Raw genomic sequence first — 17,520 nt, 5'->3', positions numbered from 1 at the left:
AAGATTGATCATCCGCTGCTGGCCGCGCCCTTTGATCAATTGCCGCCCGAGCAGCCAGTGCTTGAGTTGGACGAGTTGATGCAAGGTGTACTCAACCGTGCCAGAGAAGACTGGCCAAATTACGATGACGTGCTGTCTTTGCCAGCGCTGAAAGGTTGAATAGGGTCAAAAAGAGGCTGCCGCCGCCAATGAATTAGCAAGATTATCTGAACAGTAAAAAGCGGACAGATTTGAATGGCACTTACTTAACAGCTAACCAGCTGATATGACTACAAAAAAATGAAAAAAGGCCGTCCTTGGTCTACGGTGATAGTTGCGAACACACACCACGAGAACAAGGACAGCCCGCGTGAATCGTAGACGCCAAATCGTCAGGCATCAAAGTAAAAATGGGACAGATTTATTTACTTTTTAGATTTATTTTCTTTTTCAAAGTGCTGTGTTGTCGCATAAATAGATCTGTCCCCTCTTTCTGCCTAGTGGTACTGTGTTAGTCAAACCACAATAAAGCCAGCGAGGTGTCACTCCAGATCCTAACGAGTGGCAATTTGACCATATAAAGCCAAAAAAATGTGGTGGTGCAAATTGCAGTTCAAATCCTCAGATTCTATCTCGGCAAGAGAATAGAGCTAAATCTGACAAATAGGTGGCCCTAGATGAATAATTCGATTCTAAATATAAATGAACTGCCTTCAGTTGAGCGTGTTAAATATGTGGCTCAGGGGCTCGCATTGTTGGACGCCATAATCATGCCCGAGTGGGAGTATAGATATTTCTCATTCAACTGTAATTGGGATGGAGCGGGGAAAGAAATGATGGGCTCAATGAGGGACGGTTCGGGGGGGTGAGTGTTTTTTGCACTTTACCGATGCAGGTGTTGCAGGAAAAGTTATATGTGGCTGTCCTCTACCTAATGTTTCTGAATGTTTGAATACTATGCCCGAGGCGTTTCAGCAATTTAATATTGAGCCAGCGTTCTCTACGGGTAATTCAAGTCTTTTTTTTGGGCGAGGTGTCAAGCAGCCATCGTGGTGTGCGTCGCCGGATCGGCTGAAAGAGTATCCGCTGCTAGGTTTTTTGGCGGGAGGTATTGCGGCTTATAAGAGTTTAGCTGAGGACTATTACGAAAAAAGCATTGATGCAATCGTACTTGAGGAAGTATTTGCATCGCTAGATGTGACCGCGGACCAGCTAAGTGTACTTAATCCTGATATAGAGATTGGTGACTTAGCCGATGATTTTCAAGAGATTTTAGGTCGTACGCTTTGATTTTCAGCTAAAAAGGGGACAGATTCTGAGGGATCCCCACAAATCTACTCCAAGCTCGGGTGTTGTGGTCTGGCAGGTGCACCGCGGTGATCCCTTCGCAGCCTCGCTGAAGCTCGACAGCTCCCACATTTGGCCTTGGTGGTCTCGATCATTGTGTTGGCAGCCACTCGGCGGAGGCCGTAAGCGCCCGCTCGGAACCCAATCCCCGACTCGGCAACACTGCTCCAGTGTTGTTTCATCAAGCTTTGGCCACACCCACTCGCCACTGCGCCGGCGGCAACTCTCCATTCACCAGGTAATTGCCGACGATCCGTGACGTGTACACCCGTGGATTATGGTTCGCCAACGTGCGCGCATTGCGCCACAACCGGTCCAGTGTCTTGTTGCTCGCCGTGGCGCTCGCGCCCAGCGCATCAAACAGCGCGGTGGTCGCCGCAAGTGTCGCATCCACCACCGGGTTCACCGCCAGGCACACTTCCAACTCCGCCAATGCCACCTGCGGGTCGTCGTCATGCAGCGGCTGGTCGTGGGCGATCACATACTGCGCCATGTGCTCGCATTGTCGGCGACACGCCGGTGATCAGCCTGGCCGCCAATGGCGCTCCTGTGAAGGTGGTCGCCAGCACCCAGACCAGCCTCGCCGACGATCGCCAGCGAGGCCCAGGCCACGGCGGATTTCCTGGTGGATGCGCAGATGTTGAAGCCGCGGTATGACGTGACGCCGTTGTTTGATCGGGCGCTTTAAACGTGAAGGAAACAAGCGCTAATAGTATCGACAGCTTGATTGTGCGGGGGCTGGGCTAGGGTTTTTGTTCCGGATCGCGCCGGAACAAAAAATTAACTAGCATCGGCAAGGAGTAGCCAGTAGGCTACATGTGAATCTGTGACTAACTTGATCGGCAGGACGCCGGAGTTTGATACATGGCTCGACGGTATGAAGGATATTTGGGGGAAAACAGCTGTTCTGGCCCGTTTGGACCGCGCCGAAGACAACAACTTTGGTGATTGCGAGCCCGTCGGCGAAGGCCTGAGTGAAATGCGTGTTTTTGTCGGGCCCGGCTACAGGATCTACTTTGTGCGCACTGGGATCACCGCTTACCTGATGCTTTGGGGCAGCGATAAAACCGACCAGAAGCGAGGAATCAATCGGGCAAAAGAGATCCTCGATGCCCTGAGAGGTCAATGAAATGAGCGAATCAAAATTCAAACCCGAGGACATGCCGATCCTCGATCTTGATACATCCGGCACCCGCGTCTATGAGGCCTCGCGCTTTCTCGACAGCCCTGAAACCATCAGCGCTTACCTGGCGCAAAGCATGAAGTCGCAAGACCCGCAAATCCTGATGAAGGCGCTTGCCGAGGTCGCCAAAGCCCAAGGTGTGAACAAGGTTGCCGAGGCGGCGGGGGTTAATCGGGAGAGCCTGTACAAGACGCTCAAAGGCGGCTCGAAAACGCGCTATGAGACGGTCCAGAAGCTGATGCTGGCGTTAGGGGTTGAGCTCACTGTGCAGCCGTTGGCTGTTAATCAGGCGGCAAGGGCTAAGCCAGCAGTCGTCGGTAAGCCCTGATCAGCGATAACAAAGCAGCTCCCACATTGACCTCCGTTGCCCTTAAGCCTTAGCGCACCAGGCACGGCTGCTTGTTATTGAAGCGCCACCCCGGAACCAAGAACTGCATCGCCACGCTGTCATCCCGCGCCCCAAGGCCCATGCCTTTGTAGACTTCATGGGCTTTCGCCACGGCGTCCATATCGATCTCAACGCCCAGCCCAGGCTTGGTGGGCACCTTGACGTAGCCGCCTTCGATTTTCAGCGGCTCTTTGGTCAGGTGCTGGCCGTCCTGCCAGATCCAGTGGGTGTCGATGGCGGTGATTTCCCCCGGTGCGGCGGCCGCGACCTGGGTAAACATCGCCAGGGAAATATCGAAGTGGTTATTGGAGTGCGAGCCCCAGGTCAGGCCCCATTCATTGCACATCTGCGCAACGCGCACCGAGCCTTGCATCGTCCAGAAGTGTGGGTCGGCCAGCGGAATGTCCACCGATTGCAGTTGGATCGCGTGGCCCATTTCGCGCCAGTCGGTGGCGATCATGTTGGTCGCGGTTTTCAGGCCCGTGGCGCGGCGGAATTCAGCCATGACTTCGCGGCCCGAGTAGCCGTTTTCTGCGCCACACGGGTCTTCGGCATAGGCGAGTACGTGGTGTTGGTCGCGGCACAGGCGGATGGCTTCTTTGAGTGACCACGCGCCGTTCGGGTCGAGGGTGATGCGCGCATCCGGGAAGCGTTCGGCCAGGGCGGTGACCGCTTCGATTTCTTCATCGCCACTCAAGACGCCGCCTTTGAGCTTGAAGTCGTTGAAGCCATATTTGGCCTTGGCGGCTTCGGCCAGGCGCACCACGGATTTGGCGGTCATGGCTTGCTCATGACGCAAGCGGAACCAGTCGTCATCGGCGTCTACCTCGTTGCGATAGGCCAGGTCAGTGGCTGTGCGGTCGCCGACGTAGAACAGGTAACCGAGCATTTTCACCGCATCGCGCTGCTGCCCTTCGCCCAGCAGAGCCGCCACTGGCACGTCGAGGAACTGACCCAGCAGGTCGAGCAGGGCGGCTTCCATGGCGGTGACGGCATGAATGGTGATGCGCAGGTCAAAGGTTTGCAGGCCTCGCCCGGCGGCGTCGCGAGAGGCAAAGGTGCTGCGCATCTGGTTGAGGATGCGCTGGTACTGGCCGATAGGCTGGCCGACCACCAGGCTACGCGCGTCTTCCAGGGTTTCGCGGATGCGTTCACCGCCGGGCACTTCGCCCACGCCGGTATTGCCGCTGCTGTCCTTGAGAATCACGATATTGCGGGTAAAGAATGGCCCATGGGCGCCGCTCAGGTTGAGCAGCATGCTGTCGTGGCCCGCCACCGGGATGACGTGGAAATGGGTGACTACGGGAGTGTTCATGGCAAGTTCCTAAATAGGCTCAAAGAGGTTTGCTGATGGCGGCGCCCTTTGGCACAGCGCTCGGAGAGGTCAATACGGCAGAAGGCGAGGTCTTGGCAAAGAACACCAGGATCGCCGCCAGCACCGAGGTGCCGGCCAGGCCGTAGAGGCCGCCCTGGATCGAACCGGTGGTCTGTTCCAGGAAGCCAAAGGTGGTCGGCGCGACGAAGCCGCCCAGGTTGCCGATGGAGTTGATCAACGCGATCACGGCGGCGGCGATGCGCACATCCAGGTAGCCCTGGGGGATTGGCCAAAACAGTGACGAGGCGGACTTGAAACCGATGGCTGCAAAGCAGATCGCCACAAAGGCGAAAATCGGCCCGCCGGTGGTGGACATGAACATGCCTGCGGCGGCAATCAACAGCGCGGCGGCGACCCAGGCCTGTTGGAACTTGAACTTGCCCGACAGTGATGCGAAGGCGTACATGGCGATGATCGAGATCAGCCATGGGATCGAGTTGAAGAACCCGACCTGCACGTCACTCAGGTCGCCCATCTTTTTGATGATGCTCGGCAGCCAGAATGTCGCGGCGTAAATCGTCAGCTGGATGCAGAAGTACAGGGCGCAGAACAGCAGGATCTGGCGGTCTTTGAGTAGCTTGCCGAGGGTCGGTTTGACCGTGGTCAGCGCTTCTCGCTCGCGCTGTTCCTGGTCGATGGCGCCGACCAAGGTGTCCTGTTCTTCGCGGGTCAGCCATTTGGCGTCGTGGGGTTTGGAGTCGAGCCAGAACCACACAAAGAACCCCAGCGCCACGGATGCCAGGCCCTCGATGGCGAACATCCATTGCCAGCCGTGGAAGCCGAAGCCTTCGATCTGCAACAGCACGCCCGACAATGGGCCGCAAATCAGTGACGCGACCGCCGAACCACTCAGGAAGATCGCAATGGCTTTACCGCGCTCCACGCCAGGCAACCAGCGGGTGAAGTAATAGATCACGCCTGGGAAGAACCCGGCTTCGGCTACGCCGAGCAGGAAGCGCAGGACGTAGAACTGGGTTTCGTTCTGGATGAACGCCATCAAGGTCGCGACGATGCCCCAGGTGAACATGATGCGGGTCAGCCAGATACGCGCGCCGACCTTTTGCAGCAGCATGTTGGAGGGCACTTCGAACAGCGCGTAGCCAATGAAGAACAGCCCGGCACCCAGGCCGTAGGCCGCCGCGCCGATGCCCAGGTCATGCTCCATGTGCGTGCGCACGAAACCGATATTGACCCGGTCGATGTAGTTGAGGATGAACATGATCACGAACAGTGGGAGCACATGGCCCTTCACTTTGCTCACGGCACGCGCGAGGACTGAATCACTTTGTGGAGCGACAGATGCATGGCTTGAATTGTTCACAATTCAAAACTCCCCCTGATTATTTTTATGCGGGTTTGCGTGTTTTGTTGATAGACATCATACAAGTTGTTTTTTGTGCTGTGCAATGCGGAGCGGCGTGTATTTGTTCTTATAAGCACGATGGTTGAATAGCTATTTTGGTTATTTACTCAGTGTTTGCTTGGGTTTGTTGGTGTTAAAGGCATGTTGAGGGAATCTGAATATCCCCGCCAGAGCGATCACGGCATGCAGTGGGTGATGGGGTGTTCAGATTGGTTGTCATACAAGTAGAGCGTTTTTTCAATCAACCCAACGTCGCCGCCAAGCGCGGTGTTAAGCTCCCTCCAGCCCAACCCCGTGGACCCTCGCGATGCCCATTGAAAACGGAACCCTTGTCCGCCGACGTTCCAACAATCTGGCCCAAGGCGTGGTCGATGCGCTGACCCAGCGCATCCTGCTCGGCCAGCTCAAACCCGGTGAAAAACTGCCGTCCGAGTCCACCATCGTGCTTGAGCACGGCGTGAGCCGGACGGTGGTGCGCGAAGCCCTCTCCAAGTTGCAGGCGTCAGGTTTGGTCGAGACACGCCACGGCATCGGCACCTTTGTGCTGGCGCAACACGCCCAGCAAGGCTTGCGCTTGCATGTGGACACGGTCGCCAGCGTGCGCAACATGCTGGAGCTGCGCTTGGGCCTGGAAGTACAAGCCGTGGCGCTGGCCGCCTTGCGCAGGTCTGATGGGCAACTGGTGCGCATGCGCGAATCGCTGGACGACTACCAAGCTTCGCTGGCCAACAACGACAGCTGCGTGGAAGAAGACCAGCGCTTTCACCAACTGATCGCCGAGGCCACCGGCAATACCTTCTTCACGGAAATCATGCAGCACCTGGGCAGTGCGATGATCCCGCGCACCCAGGTCAAAGGCGCCGAACGCGGCGGCGCGGACTTCGCCAAGCTGGGGCAATTAGCGAACCTGGAGCATGAGGCGATCTTCAATGCGATCAAGCGCCAGGACCCTGACGCCGCACGGGCCGCCATGGTGTTGCACCTGACCAACAGCCGGGATCGTTTTTCGGGTGAGTAATGTTGTACTGATAAGGAACAAACGTTGAACGAACACACATTGTCCATGCGCCTGGAGCGTGTGGCGGCAAACGTGCCGGCGGGTGCGCGCCTGGCCGATATCGGCTCGGACCACGGCTACCTTCCGGTTGCTTTGATGCGCCGTGGCGTGATCGCGGCGGCGGTGGCGGGGGAGGTGGCGACCACGCCCTTTCACGCGGCCGAACGCACCGTGCGTGACAACGGCCTGGCGCAGCACATTAGCGTGCGCCTGGCGGATGGGCTGGCGGCGATCAAACCGCGGGATGGGATCACCGCGATCAGCCTCTGCGGCATGGGCGGCGAGACCATTCGTGACATCCTCGACAACGGCAAGGCGCACCTGAGCGGCCAGGAACGCCTGATCCTGCAACCCAACGGCGGCGAGCAACCTTTGCGTCAATGGTTGATGGACAATGGCTACCGCATCCTGCTTGAAGAGTTGCTGCAGGAAAATCGCTTTTACTACGAGATCATCATTGCCGAGCGCGCTGAGCCGGTGGCCTACAGCGCCGAACAGCTGTACTTCGGCCCGCTGCAAATGCAGGCGCGCAGCCCGGTGTTCCTGGCCAAGTGGCAGCGTATGTTGCACCAGAAGCACAAGACCCTGGCCAGCTTCGAGCAGGCGCGGCAGGCGGTGCCGAAACAGAAGGTGCAGGAGATTGAGCAACAGGCGCGCTGGATTACGCAGTTGCTGGCTTGAACTGGCAACAGTGAGCAGGGTCACACAACTCAGGCCGGTGCTTTACCCGGTCTCTTGCACCGCCCATGATGGACGGCCCGCACCCATGGAGGACCCTGCGCATGTTCGGCTCCCTGCTCGACAAACTGTTCACTCGCCCCCTGACCGAAGACGCATTCGCTGAAAAAGTCATCAAGGCTGCTCGCGAAGCCGGGTTCAGTGAGCCTCTCGAATACGTGCCCAAAGAGTTCCGCCTCAAACATGGCGACGGCGGCTACTTCAACCTGCACAACGCATTCAGTGACTATCAGAGTGCCGACAAGGCGCACAAATCTGATGTGTTGAAAGGTTACGTATCGACACTGCTCAGCTACAGAAAGGAAGCGCCGCAAAGCTTCGAAGACGTCAAGCTGCTGTTACGGCCGGTGATTCGTAACCTGGCGATGCTCGAAGAAGTTCGCCTGCATCACGTGCGCAGCGAAGGCTGGGACGCGCCTTTCGCCACGGTCCACCAAACGTTAGGCAAAGATTGCGTGACCTTGCTGGCAGTCGACTACCCCGAAACCACGTCCACGCTCACTGAGGGGCCGAAGGAAAATTGGGGTGTGAGCCTGGGCGAGGCGCTTGCGGTGGCGGTAAGCAACCTGCGTGAAGCAACCTGGGATGCGTTTGATGAAATTGTGCCCGGCCTCTACGTTGGCCGTTGGAATGACGGCTACGACACCAGCCGTGTACTGCTGCCGGATGTCCTGCAGCGTGCGGCCATTAAAGGCCGCCCGGTGTTCATGATCCCGACCCGCGACATCCTGATGGTGACGGGAGACAAGGACGAAGAGGGCATTCGGCATATGGTCGAGGTCAGCTTCAAGGCTATGGAAGCCGGGCGTGCGGTTTCCAGCCAGGTCTATACCTACGACGATAAACGGATCGTGCCCTTCATCAGTCAGGATGAAACGCTCAAAGCGCGCATGGCAAGCCTTGAGCACAGGCTGCTGCAAGGCAATTACCATGTGCAGAAAGAGCAGCTCGACACGATCCATGAAGAGCAGAAGATCGACGTGTTTGTAGCGACCTACACGCTGTTTGAGTTGAAGGACAGCAACGGCAAGACCTTCTCGATGTGCAGCTGGACAGAGACGGTCGACACCTTGCTGCCCAAGACCGACCGCGTGGCGTTGGTGCAGATCCAGCCCGATGGGACCGCCCAAACCCAGGTTGTCGAGTGGGATGAACTGGAGGCTAAGCTGGGTGAGTTGTTGACGCCGGCCAGCCTGTATCCGCCGCGCTATCGCACGTTGGGTTTTCCGACGGCTGTGCAGTTAAATCAGTTGACGCCGTTGGTGTAAAAGTCCGCTTGTAACGCGTGCCGAAACCGTGCAAGGATCGCCCATGACTCAATTTTCGCAAAGCAACCGCCACCACCACCACGGACCTTGCCCCAGGTGCCGCGGTTGCTTGCGCTCACTGATTGACCAGAACCTCTGATCACTCAACGAACCACCACCCAAGGCGCCCACGGCGCCTTTTTTATTGCTTGTAAATAATGGAGATACAACACATGACTATGCTACGTGGAACCCGAATAGTGACGGGTAAAGAAGCCGCAGCGATGCGTGAGATAGAGGGCCGTTTTCGGAGCTATCTTCATCGAAGCGGGCGCTGAAGAAGCCATCGTGCCTGCCCTGTGGGGCCAGGATACGTTTATCGAAAAAGCTGGCGGCAGTGAAATCATCGGGCAGATGTGGGCCTTCGATGACAAGGCGGGCCGACCCTGCTGCCTGATCCCGGAAGCCACTGCGCTGTTCCAGGAGCGCAACGCGCAGTTACTGGGCGGGCAGGAGTCGGCGATGTTTTTCTATGTGGCGCGGTGTTACCGGTATGAGCGGCCGCAAGCCGGTCGCTATCGTGAATTCACCCAGTTGGGGCTGGAGATTCTAAGCCCTGAGCCCGCGTTGGCGTTGCAGCGCAGTCAGGTGCTGTGCAGCGGCTTTCTGGACGCGCTGGGGCTCGACTACGAACTTAACCTGGCGGTAAAACGCGGGCTGAGTTACTACCTGGAAGGCAACGGCTTCGAGGTGCGTTGCCCCGCGTTAGGTGCGCAGCAGCAAGTGGTTGGCGGCGGCGCTTACCGAGAAGGCGCCGGGTTCGGCATCGGGCTCGAGCGGTTGGTGCTCGCACTGGCCTGATGTTCAAGACGCCTGTACCCGCAGGCGTCTCCTCTACGGCTGCCGGATATGCTCCAATAGCCGCCATTATTCGATCACCCAGGACCCCCACCATGGCCGACGCCACCGACCAAGCCTTCTACGACCGTGCAGACGCACACATTGAACTGTCGAACGAGCAGCTCAAGATCTGTGAAAACCTCGGCGAGGTCAGCGCCTCGATGATGTTCGGCACCACGCGTTTCAACGCCTGGGCCAGTGCACGCAACTTCAAGTCCGGCGCCGAAATGGCCGATGCGCGGGAAGCGATGCTGAAGTATTTCTGTGACCAGTACCGGATGATGCTTGAGGATAATCTGGATGATCACATTAATAATTTCAGTCAGTACATGCTTGGAAAGGCGGCTGACTGAGTGCCTTCGGAAACTAACCTGTCCTCGTTTATCCTTACCTTTCTGCCCGAATATGCAGTGTGTATTTTAAAAAGGGTGAGGCTGACGTCGCCGACCATTCATTGACCTTGGTGTTAATGAGGTCTGCAGATATTCCCCGCTTGGCCGATACAGGGCTCATCTGAATTTATCGACAAATGGAGCTGGGTATGCTGCTGGATAGGGAGCTTTGTATGACGCTGGAGGCGATTTTCGCGGTCCTCTGTGTTGCGGTGCCGACAGTATTTGCGGTGCTTATCGTCTATCTCTTGATCTGTTGGTTAAGGGTGTGGAAGAAACAGTCACCGGCCGACCGTTATGGTGAGATCTATTGGAAAAAAGTTGATTATTTTTGGATCGCTATCGGGTCATTAGGGTTGCTCGTTCAGCTGGTACAAACGCCGGTTGATTTGAAAGTGGGCGATCTTAATATGCAGGAAAGTATAAAAAAATCCACGAGTCAAAACGTAAATGTGGCAGCCGCAAGACTCAGTGACTCCTCCATTTGCCTACCCCCTTCGGGCTACATTAATGCGAGTGTCACCGCTGCGTTGGCAGAAGAGTTAAAGAAAGCCTGCGATGAGTTTCAGCGTATCAGGCCCGCTAATCCTACCAGCATCGAACTGGACAATAAGGTCAATATTTACATGGTGTATAAGAGGCTGCCCGAAGCCGCTTATAAAAGCCCAGTGGTGACCGAACGTATCGTTGCATTGCAGCAGGCATGGGCAACCTACCGGCAGCAGGACGCCAGAGTGGGGACCGCCTATGCAGAGGCTGAAGCTTATAAGAGTGTTGTTGTATTCATGAAATTCATTTCTTTAGGTCTTTTGGGGTTTGCGGTTGCCTTGAGAATGGCCAAAGTGACCGCTGAGATCAAATTGAAGAATGATTCGGTTAAAAAAAAGAGCGAAAGTGAAGGGGGGATGGCGAATTGGGATGAGGCCGCACGCGAACTAAAAGTATCTGCCAACGAACTTAAACGCTCAGCGCATGAGTTGAGCGCTTCTGCCGGTAAGATTAATAATGCTGTCGGTGAAGTTAAAAGTGCATCCCTGCTTGATGCGTTGGAAACTAGGCTCATGCGCATGGAGATTATGAATCGCCGGAATTGCTGGATCATCGGTGGCGCGTGGGCAGTGTTTTGCACCGCTGTGTTTTTTCTACAGCGAGCAGTCGCCTTTTCCTAAGCTAATAACATTGTTAGGGAGCGCGCGGGCTGATGGAACAAGAACCGTCAGTATCTGATCACGGTTCTTGATCGCCGCGAGCCCGCGCCCCTGACCGAGTTACCATTCAACTCTACGCATTGAGTGCTTTTGCCCCATTTTCGCGCATGCCACTGTGCTTTCACGTCGCCAAGCCGCCTATTTTGCGGCCCGCTACCAACGGCCCGTATCTTGCTTGAGCCTTCCCTATCAATGACATGGCATTTTGCTTGTAGTCATTTCTAGGTTGTTTTGGGAGCGGTCGGCCATGCACAGTCTTTTATCACCGGGTATCCGCCTGCTTGGCCGTTTCGGTTTCGCGCGCAAGTTTCAAATCCTGTTTTTCCTGTTCATGCTGCCCCTGGCCGGGAGCCTGTGGCTGATTGGCCAGGACTTTCGCGACAAATTAGCGGTAATTTCCAGCGAGCAGTCTGGCGTTCATCAACTGTTGGCCCTGGACACGCTGGACGACCAATTGACGGCGCAGCGCAACCAGGCGGCACGCTGGAAAGCGCTGGATATCCTGCACACTCCAACTGCTGCGGCCCAAGCGGCGATGGACAAGGTCGATGCTGGCAGCCCGGTCATTCTACAAAGCTTGCAAGCGCTGGGTGATTCGCTCAAAGCCCAGAGCGCCAGCGCCGATACGCTAGCGCGCTTTGAAGCCTTGCAGGCGACGGTCAAGGGCATGGACACCCAGTCCTTGCGCACCGTGGGGTGGTGGCCGGATGGCTATGACCGCTTCACCGCCGCCTTGACCGCGATGCAAACCCTGCGCGAGCAGATCACCCAGGATACCGGCCTGATCCTCGACCCTTGGCTGGAAACTTACCTGCTGATGCAGATTTCCACTCAGTACACGCCGGACCTGATCGAGCGCATCGGCCGTACGGCCAGCGTCGGGCAGTCGTCGATTGCGTCGGGGCAGTTCACCTTGCAAAGCCGCTTGCAGATGCGCGATCTGCGCGGCCGTATCGGCGATGCGCGGGACCAGTTGGTCAAGGCCGCCGCGTCGCTCAAAGCCAAGCATTACCAAGGCATTGAACCGTGGACGGCGCAATACGACACCAGCCTGCAATTGCTCGACAGCGAACTCAAAGCCCTCGACGACGGTGTGTTTGGCGGCACCATCAAGCTTGACACCGCAGGCTTTGATCGCAGTGTCGACAGCATACTCGGCGCGTTGGGCGCGCTGCGCAGCCAGTCGCTGCACTCGCTGGATGAACGCTTGAGTTATTACCGCGACCGTTCGCTCAATCAGTTTGTTCCGGTGGCGGCGACGTTCAGCCTGCTGGCGCTCGCTGCGTTGTACCTGTTCATTTGTCTGCAAGCTTCGATCCATCGCAGTGCCAGCGGCATCACCACGCTCGCCGAGTCTCTGCGCGACGGCAACCTGTGCGTCGAAGTGGCGGTGGAAGGGCGCGATGAACTGGCGGCGATCAGCACGGCGCTCAACGTCGCGGTGGTGCAGTTGCGCACCAGCCTGTTGGGTGTCAACCACGAAACCCAGCAGCTCGGCTCGGCGGTGCTCACCCTCAACGCACAATCGGGCAGCACCCTCACCGAAGTCGAAGACCAGCAACATCAGATCAGCCAGATTGCGGCGGCTGCCACGCAACTGGCTGCCACCTCGGTAGGCGTCGCCAGAAGCTGCGAACAGGCGTCGGGCAGTGCACAGCAGACACGACGCATCGCCGAGGACAGCAGTCGTGACAGCCAGCGCACCACGGCGAGCATCCAGCAACTCAACCAGCGTCTGACCGACACGGCGAATGCGCTGGAGCAAGTGAGCCAGCAGGGGCAGCAGATTCAGTCGGTGGTCGACACCATCCGTGGCATTGCCGAGCAGACTAACTTGCTGGCGCTCAACGCCGCCATCGAAGCCGCCCGCGCAGGCGAGCAGGGTCGTGGCTTTGCGGTGGTCGCGGATGAAGTGCGCAGCCTGTCGCAACGCACGCAAGCCTCTACCGCACAGATCGCCGGCACGGTCGACAGCCTGCGCGCTACGGTCAGCCAGGCGGTCACCTTGATGGGCGCCGCGTGCGACCAGGCGCTGACCGATGCTGAATCCGTCACCGGCCTGGGCACACGCTTGGGCGAGATTGCCAGCGCGGTCCAGAACGTTACCGACACCCTGGCGCAGATTGCGGCGGCGGTGGAGGAACAGGCAACAACGGCGGATGAGGTCAGCGGCAATATCCAGCAGGTCGATCAGGCGGCAGGACGCCTACTGGATGGCGCGCGGGCGGTGAATCAGGCAGCGGATACCTTGAGCAAAGGCAGCCGGGCGTTGAGTGAAAACACCGCGCGGTTTCGCTTGGGCTGAGCCATTTTCTCGATTGAACTGCTCATCTTGCTAGGGGCGAGCGGGCATTCAAATGTGTGGGCTTGCCCGCGAAGACGTCGGCCCAGCAAACATTGATGTTGACTGACCCACCGCTTTCGCGGGCAAGCCCGCTCCCACAGGGAGTGAACCTTCAGCCTCAACAGGGCTCACTTATCAAGTCGCCCTGTTTCGTTGCCGAAAGGAATCTGCATGCCTTCAAGCCCGCCATCGCACGATCTTACCGCCCCCGTGGAACGCGAACTGAGCCTGCGCGCGATGATCACCGGGGTGCTGCTGGGCATCCTGCTGACACCTTCCAATGTGTACGCGGGGCTCAAAATCGGTTGGTCGTTCAACATGTCGATCATTGCCTTGCTGGTCGGCTACGTCATCTGGCAGGGCCTGGCCAAGCGCAACCCCGGGCAACTGCCGTGGACACTGCACGAAAGCAACATCAACCAGACCGTCGCCTCAGCCGCCGCCTCGATTATTTCGGGCGGGCTGGTGGCGCCGATCCCGGCCTACACCCTATTGACCGGCAACACGCTGGACGCTCTGCCGATGATTGCTTGGGTGTTCTCGGTGAGCTTTCTCGGGATCTGGATCGCCTGGTACCTGCGGCCTTCGCTGCTCAACGAAAAGGCGCTGAAGTTTCCCGAAGGCATGGCCACCCTGGAAACCCTGCTGCACATCTACAACCATGGCCGCGAAGCCGCCACGCGTTTGAAGGTGCTGCTCAGCGCCGCGTTGCTGTCCGGGCTGGTCAAGTGGGTGGATACGTTCCTGTGGGCCTTTGCGCGCTGGTCACCCAGCGCGCAATTGGAGCGCCTGACTTTTACCGCTGACCCTTCGCTGCTGTTACTCGGTTTCGGCGCCATCATCGGTATTCGCGTGGGCCTGACTCTGCTGCTCGGCGCCATACTCGCCTGGGGCGGGCTGGGGCCATGGCTGTTGGTGCAAGGCCTGGTGATGTTGCCGGCAGGCAGCAGCGGCCCGCAATTCGCTGCGTTGGTGCAATGGCTGTTGTGGCCCGGCGTGAGCTTGATGGTGTGCTCGACGCTGGCCTCACTGGCAATTCGCCTATGGACCTTGCATTCGTCCAGCGAACACGGCGGCGGCACGCCCTGGGCGCTCCCCAAGGCTGGGCCTGCCGCCGGTTTTGCCTTGGCGATTATCTTGGTGGTGAGTCTGCAGTCGCTGTTGTTCGGCATCAACCTGTGGATGGCCTTGCTGACCATTCCCCTGGCGATCTGCCTGGCCGCCGTGGCCGCCCGCGTGGTAGGTGCCACCGGCATTCCGCCCATCGGCGCCATCGGGCAACTGTCACAACTGAGCTTCGGCATCGTCGCGCCGGGGCAGGTGCCGATCAACCTGATGAGCGCCAACACGGCCGGCGGCTCGGCCGGGCAATGCACGGATTTGATGAATGACTTTAAGGTCGGCAAGGCGATTGGCGCCACGCCGCGCAAACAAGTGGTCGCGCAGATCCTGGGGGTTTTCGTCGGCAGCATTGTCGGCGTGTTCGCCTACTTGGCGTTGATTCCCGACCCGCAAAGCATGCTGCTCACCGAAGAATGGCCGGCGCCTGCGGTCGCCACCTGGAAAGCCGTGGCGCAGACGCTGACGTATGGGCTGGATTCATTATCGCAGAGCACTCGTTGGGCGATTGGTCTGGCAGGCGCGGTCGGCGTGCTGCTGGGGATTCTCGACAGCACCTTGCCTGCCGCGCGCACCCGCTATCTACCCAGTGCCGCCGCCTTGGGGTTGGCTTTCGTGCTGCCGGCCTCGGTGTCGCTGATGATGGCTCTCGGCGCAGTGCTGACGTGGCTAGTGAGCTGCCGTTGGCCGAGTGTCACCGAACGCTTTGCGATTACCGCCGCCGCCGGGTTGATTGCCGGGGAGAGCATCACCGGTGTCGGCGCGTCGCTGTGGGCGATGGTTGCGAATTAATCCATGGCACTCCCGCGCGACAGCGTAGTCTCTTACCTTAATACCCACTCGTGTACAGCGGAGCCCTTATGATCACCGTCCACCACCTCAACAACTCGCGTTCGCAACGCATCCTGTGGCTGCTCGAAGAGCTCGACCTGCCTTACGAGATCAAGCGCTATCAGCGCGACCCGAACACCAACCTGGCACCACCCGAACTCAAGGCCATCAACCCACTGGGCAAATCCCCGGTGATCGAAGACGGCGACCTTGTGCTGATCGAATCCGCCGCGATCATCGACTACCTGATCCGCCGCCACGGCCAAGGGCGCCTGCAACCCGACCCGGCCACCGCCACCTACGACAAATACGTGCAATGGCTGCACTTTGCCGAAGGTTCGGCCATGCTGCCGCTGATGCTCAATCTCTACGTCGGCCGCTTGGGCGAGGCGGGTGCGCCGTTGCATCCACGTATTGAATCGGAACTGGCAAACTACTTGGGCTACTTGAACGATGTGCTGGCGGATACGCCGTACCTGGTGGGTGACGAACTGAGCGGTGCGGACATTCAGATGAGCTTCATCGGCGAAATCGCCAAGGCCCAGGGCAAGTTGCAGGCCTACCCGAACCTGGCCGCGTGGGTGCAACGCTTTCAGGCCCGCCCGGCGTATAGCAAAGCGGTGGAGCAGGGCGGCGAGTACGCGTTCGCGAAATAAAAAATCGGAGTCATCCTTATGACGAGCGGGCAAGGTGGGCGCCAGTGCTGTCTAACCGACTAGCGCACCACTTCTAACGCCGTTATCTCATTCACATAATGCGTTTCACTCGATGTCGACTCCAGGGTCAGGGCCACACCCAGGTCCTCGATAAACACGCGCGAGGTCTTATAGTCGCCCTGGTCGCACGCCAGCTTGATGGCATCTCCGGTCAACGATGCAAATACTTGCCGTGCGGGGATGCGCTCGCCGACCTTACAGGTCAACGCGGTTTCGTAGGGTTTGTCGGTCGATCGGGCGGGCACGCTCACCATCTGCAGACGGGCGCTCAGCGTCTGACCTGGGGCCCAACGGGTTGGCACCTTCAACTCGACTTCGCGGGTTTGCAGCACACGCCCATCGCCCACGCCATTCATCTTCGACTTCAATTGAATCAGGTCGGCTTGCGTCAGGCGATCAACGTTGAAGGTGTTACCGTAGACCTCGTTCTTCACCAGCAAACCACCCTCGGTCTTGAAAGTGACCAAGGTGGCGAGGTCCTTGCTGCCGTCGCCTTTCTTGGACAGGTAGCTGTACTTCAACGTTTTGAACTTCGGTTGCAACAGGGGTGAATCCAGGCGCTGGCGCACGTTAGCCGGTACGTCGACTTGACTGAAGCTGGTTTCGATCCGGGTGCGTGGGTAGTCGACCGGCGCGATGTCCGGACGCAACTGTGCCAGCAGCCCGGCATTCACGCCGCCCTGTACCGAACAGCTGACACGTGATTGCGTGCCTTGCTTGCCCTCCGGCTCCACAATCAACACGCGCTCAACCTGGTGGGTCCCCGGCGCTTTGCCTGGTTGCGGGTTGATCGACTGCCAGCCGTTGCCGACCTTGAGCTCGCTGCGCGTGTATTCCTTGTCGCCTTTTTGCAGTGATCCGGGTTGTTCCAGCAGCGGTGCGAGGCGCTGGGCAACCGCGTCGACACCGCCGTCCACGACGAAGCCCCAATAATAGTAGAGCCCCAACGGGCCGAGGTCGGTGACCTCGTCGGCGTACGACAACAGCTTCAAACCCGCGATAGGGGGCGCGCTGACGGGCACCTGGCTGGCCTTGCGGTCCGCGCGATTTCTGACCGCGATCCACGAAAAGTTCTTTTCCTGCTGAAGCGGCGCGTAGGCCTGCCAGGCGTCACGGTGAGTGTTCAGGCTGCTGAAGAAGTTTGCGTCGCAACGGGTGAAGGCCTTGAGTGTGTCGACCAGCGCAGCGTCGTCGGCGTGAGCGAGGGCCGGCAGTACGGTGGCAGCCAGGAGGAGGGCGGGCAACTTCATTGCGGGGATGTCCTTATCGGAAAAGGCGAGGCGGCATTATCCAGTAGATGGCGAGCGGCTTCTAGGCAAACATCGCAATTGAC

General features: G+C 58.4%; 15 protein-coding genes and 1 pseudogene. 12 read left to right on the top strand and 4 right to left on the bottom strand.

Annotated features, from left to right (window positions below):
* The first annotated feature begins 855 nt into the window (after window positions 1–855).
* Complete coding sequence (locus tag FW764_RS26665) at window positions 856–1,269, top strand: hypothetical protein (RefSeq protein ID WP_446436497.1); 414 nt, start codon at window positions 856–858, stop codon at window positions 1,267–1,269.
* A 238-nt stretch (window positions 1,270–1,507) separates the two neighbouring features.
* Here the strand turns inward: FW764_RS26665 and FW764_RS26660 are convergent.
* Window positions 1,508–1,825, bottom strand: a pseudogene (locus tag FW764_RS26660) (acyl-CoA dehydrogenase family protein); the annotation flags it as partial.
* A gap of 327 nt (window positions 1,826–2,152) precedes the next feature.
* Between FW764_RS26660 and FW764_RS26655 the strand changes: the two are divergent.
* Window positions 2,153–2,455, top strand: a complete 303-nt coding sequence (locus FW764_RS26655; RefSeq protein WP_446436496.1) for a type II toxin-antitoxin system RelE/ParE family toxin — start codon at window positions 2,153–2,155, stop codon at window positions 2,453–2,455.
* Between the two features lies 1 nt (window position 2,456).
* Window positions 2,457–2,837: an addiction module antidote protein gene (locus FW764_RS26650; protein WP_446436495.1), complete on the top strand. Its 381-nt coding sequence runs from the start codon at window positions 2,457–2,459 to the stop codon at window positions 2,835–2,837.
* Between the two features lie 49 nt (window positions 2,838–2,886).
* Here the strand turns inward: FW764_RS26650 and gudD are convergent, their stop codons facing one another.
* Both gudD and FW764_RS26640 read right to left on the bottom strand, forming a co-directional pair.
* The gene (gene gudD, locus FW764_RS26645) at window positions 2,887–4,212 is read right to left on the bottom strand and encodes a glucarate dehydratase (protein ID WP_446436494.1); all 1,326 of its coding nucleotides are present in this window, start codon (window positions 4,210–4,212) and stop codon (window positions 2,887–2,889) included.
* Window positions 4,213–4,231: 19 nt separating this feature from the next.
* Window positions 4,232–5,593 (bottom strand): MFS transporter, encoded by a 1,362-nt coding sequence (locus FW764_RS26640; RefSeq protein ID WP_446436493.1) that lies wholly within the window; start codon window positions 5,591–5,593, stop codon window positions 4,232–4,234.
* Between the two features lie 349 nt (window positions 5,594–5,942).
* Here FW764_RS26640 and FW764_RS26635 point away from each other — a divergent pair, with 349 nt between their 5' ends.
* The 9 genes from FW764_RS26635 to FW764_RS26595 all read left to right on the top strand — a co-directional run bounded on the left by FW764_RS26635 (window position 5,943) and on the right by FW764_RS26595 (window position 16,127).
* Window positions 5,943–6,653: a FadR/GntR family transcriptional regulator gene (locus FW764_RS26635; RefSeq protein ID WP_446436492.1), complete on the top strand. Its 711-nt coding sequence runs from the start codon at window positions 5,943–5,945 to the stop codon at window positions 6,651–6,653.
* Window positions 6,654–6,677: 24 nt separating this feature from the next.
* Window positions 6,678–7,373, top strand: coding sequence for a tRNA (adenine(22)-N(1))-methyltransferase (locus tag FW764_RS26630; protein WP_446436491.1), 696 nt, complete (start codon window positions 6,678–6,680; stop codon window positions 7,371–7,373).
* A gap of 101 nt (window positions 7,374–7,474) precedes the next feature.
* Complete coding sequence (locus FW764_RS26625) at window positions 7,475–8,698, top strand: DUF1444 family protein (RefSeq protein ID WP_446436490.1); 1,224 nt, start codon at window positions 7,475–7,477, stop codon at window positions 8,696–8,698.
* Between the two features lie 294 nt (window positions 8,699–8,992).
* Entirely contained in the window at window positions 8,993–9,538 is a 546-nt protein-coding gene (locus FW764_RS26620; RefSeq protein WP_446436498.1) for an ATP phosphoribosyltransferase regulatory subunit, read from the top strand.
* Between the two features lie 92 nt (window positions 9,539–9,630).
* Window positions 9,631–9,930 (top strand): DUF3144 domain-containing protein, encoded by a 300-nt coding sequence (locus FW764_RS26615; RefSeq protein WP_446436489.1) that lies wholly within the window; start codon window positions 9,631–9,633, stop codon window positions 9,928–9,930.
* A 212-nt stretch (window positions 9,931–10,142) separates the two neighbouring features.
* The gene (locus FW764_RS26610) at window positions 10,143–11,138 is read left to right on the top strand and encodes a hypothetical protein (protein WP_446436488.1); all 996 of its coding nucleotides are present in this window, start codon (window positions 10,143–10,145) and stop codon (window positions 11,136–11,138) included.
* A gap of 286 nt (window positions 11,139–11,424) precedes the next feature.
* Window positions 11,425–13,482 carry a methyl-accepting chemotaxis protein gene (locus FW764_RS26605; protein WP_446436487.1) on the top strand — a complete coding sequence of 686 codons (2,058 nt, stop codon included), beginning with the start codon at window positions 11,425–11,427 and terminating at the stop codon, window positions 13,480–13,482.
* A 210-nt stretch (window positions 13,483–13,692) separates the two neighbouring features.
* Complete coding sequence (locus FW764_RS26600) at window positions 13,693–15,432, top strand: OPT family oligopeptide transporter (RefSeq protein WP_446436486.1); 1,740 nt, start codon at window positions 13,693–13,695, stop codon at window positions 15,430–15,432.
* A gap of 68 nt (window positions 15,433–15,500) precedes the next feature.
* On the top strand, window positions 15,501–16,127 hold the full coding sequence (locus FW764_RS26595) for a glutathione S-transferase family protein (protein ID WP_446436485.1): 627 nt from the start codon (window positions 15,501–15,503) through the stop codon (window positions 16,125–16,127).
* Window positions 16,128–16,186: 59 nt separating this feature from the next.
* On the opposite strand, the gene FW764_RS26590 is transcribed toward FW764_RS26595, so the two are convergent.
* Window positions 16,187–17,437: a hypothetical protein gene (locus FW764_RS26590; RefSeq protein WP_446436484.1), complete on the bottom strand. Its 1,251-nt coding sequence runs from the start codon at window positions 17,435–17,437 to the stop codon at window positions 16,187–16,189.
* Window positions 17,438–17,520 lie beyond the last annotated feature (83 nt).

It is taken from the genome of Pseudomonas sp. 1152_12, from assembly GCF_052850675.1.
Note: the sequence above shows the minus strand (reverse complement) of the source record. Positions and strands in the feature narration are given on the sequence as shown.

Coding starts and splice junctions, on each gene's coding strand:
- FW764_RS26615 (WP_446436489.1), top strand. CDS start 9,631: ATGGCCGACGCCACCGACCAAGCCTTCTACGACCGTGCAGACGCACAC.
- FW764_RS26650 (WP_446436495.1), top strand. CDS start 2,457: ATGAGCGAATCAAAATTCAAACCCGAGGACATGCCGATCCTCGATCTT.
- FW764_RS26590 (WP_446436484.1), bottom strand. CDS start 17,437: ATGAAGTTGCCCGCCCTCCTCCTGGCTGCCACCGTACTGCCGGCCCTC.
- FW764_RS26605 (WP_446436487.1), top strand. CDS start 11,425: ATGCACAGTCTTTTATCACCGGGTATCCGCCTGCTTGGCCGTTTCGGT.
- FW764_RS26635 (WP_446436492.1), top strand. CDS start 5,943: ATGCCCATTGAAAACGGAACCCTTGTCCGCCGACGTTCCAACAATCTG.
- FW764_RS26625 (WP_446436490.1), top strand. CDS start 7,475: ATGTTCGGCTCCCTGCTCGACAAACTGTTCACTCGCCCCCTGACCGAA.
- FW764_RS26610 (WP_446436488.1), top strand. CDS start 10,143: ATGACGCTGGAGGCGATTTTCGCGGTCCTCTGTGTTGCGGTGCCGACA.
- gudD (WP_446436494.1), bottom strand. CDS start 4,212: ATGAACACTCCCGTAGTCACCCATTTCCACGTCATCCCGGTGGCGGGC.
- FW764_RS26600 (WP_446436486.1), top strand. CDS start 13,693: ATGCCTTCAAGCCCGCCATCGCACGATCTTACCGCCCCCGTGGAACGC.
- FW764_RS26595 (WP_446436485.1), top strand. CDS start 15,501: ATGATCACCGTCCACCACCTCAACAACTCGCGTTCGCAACGCATCCTG.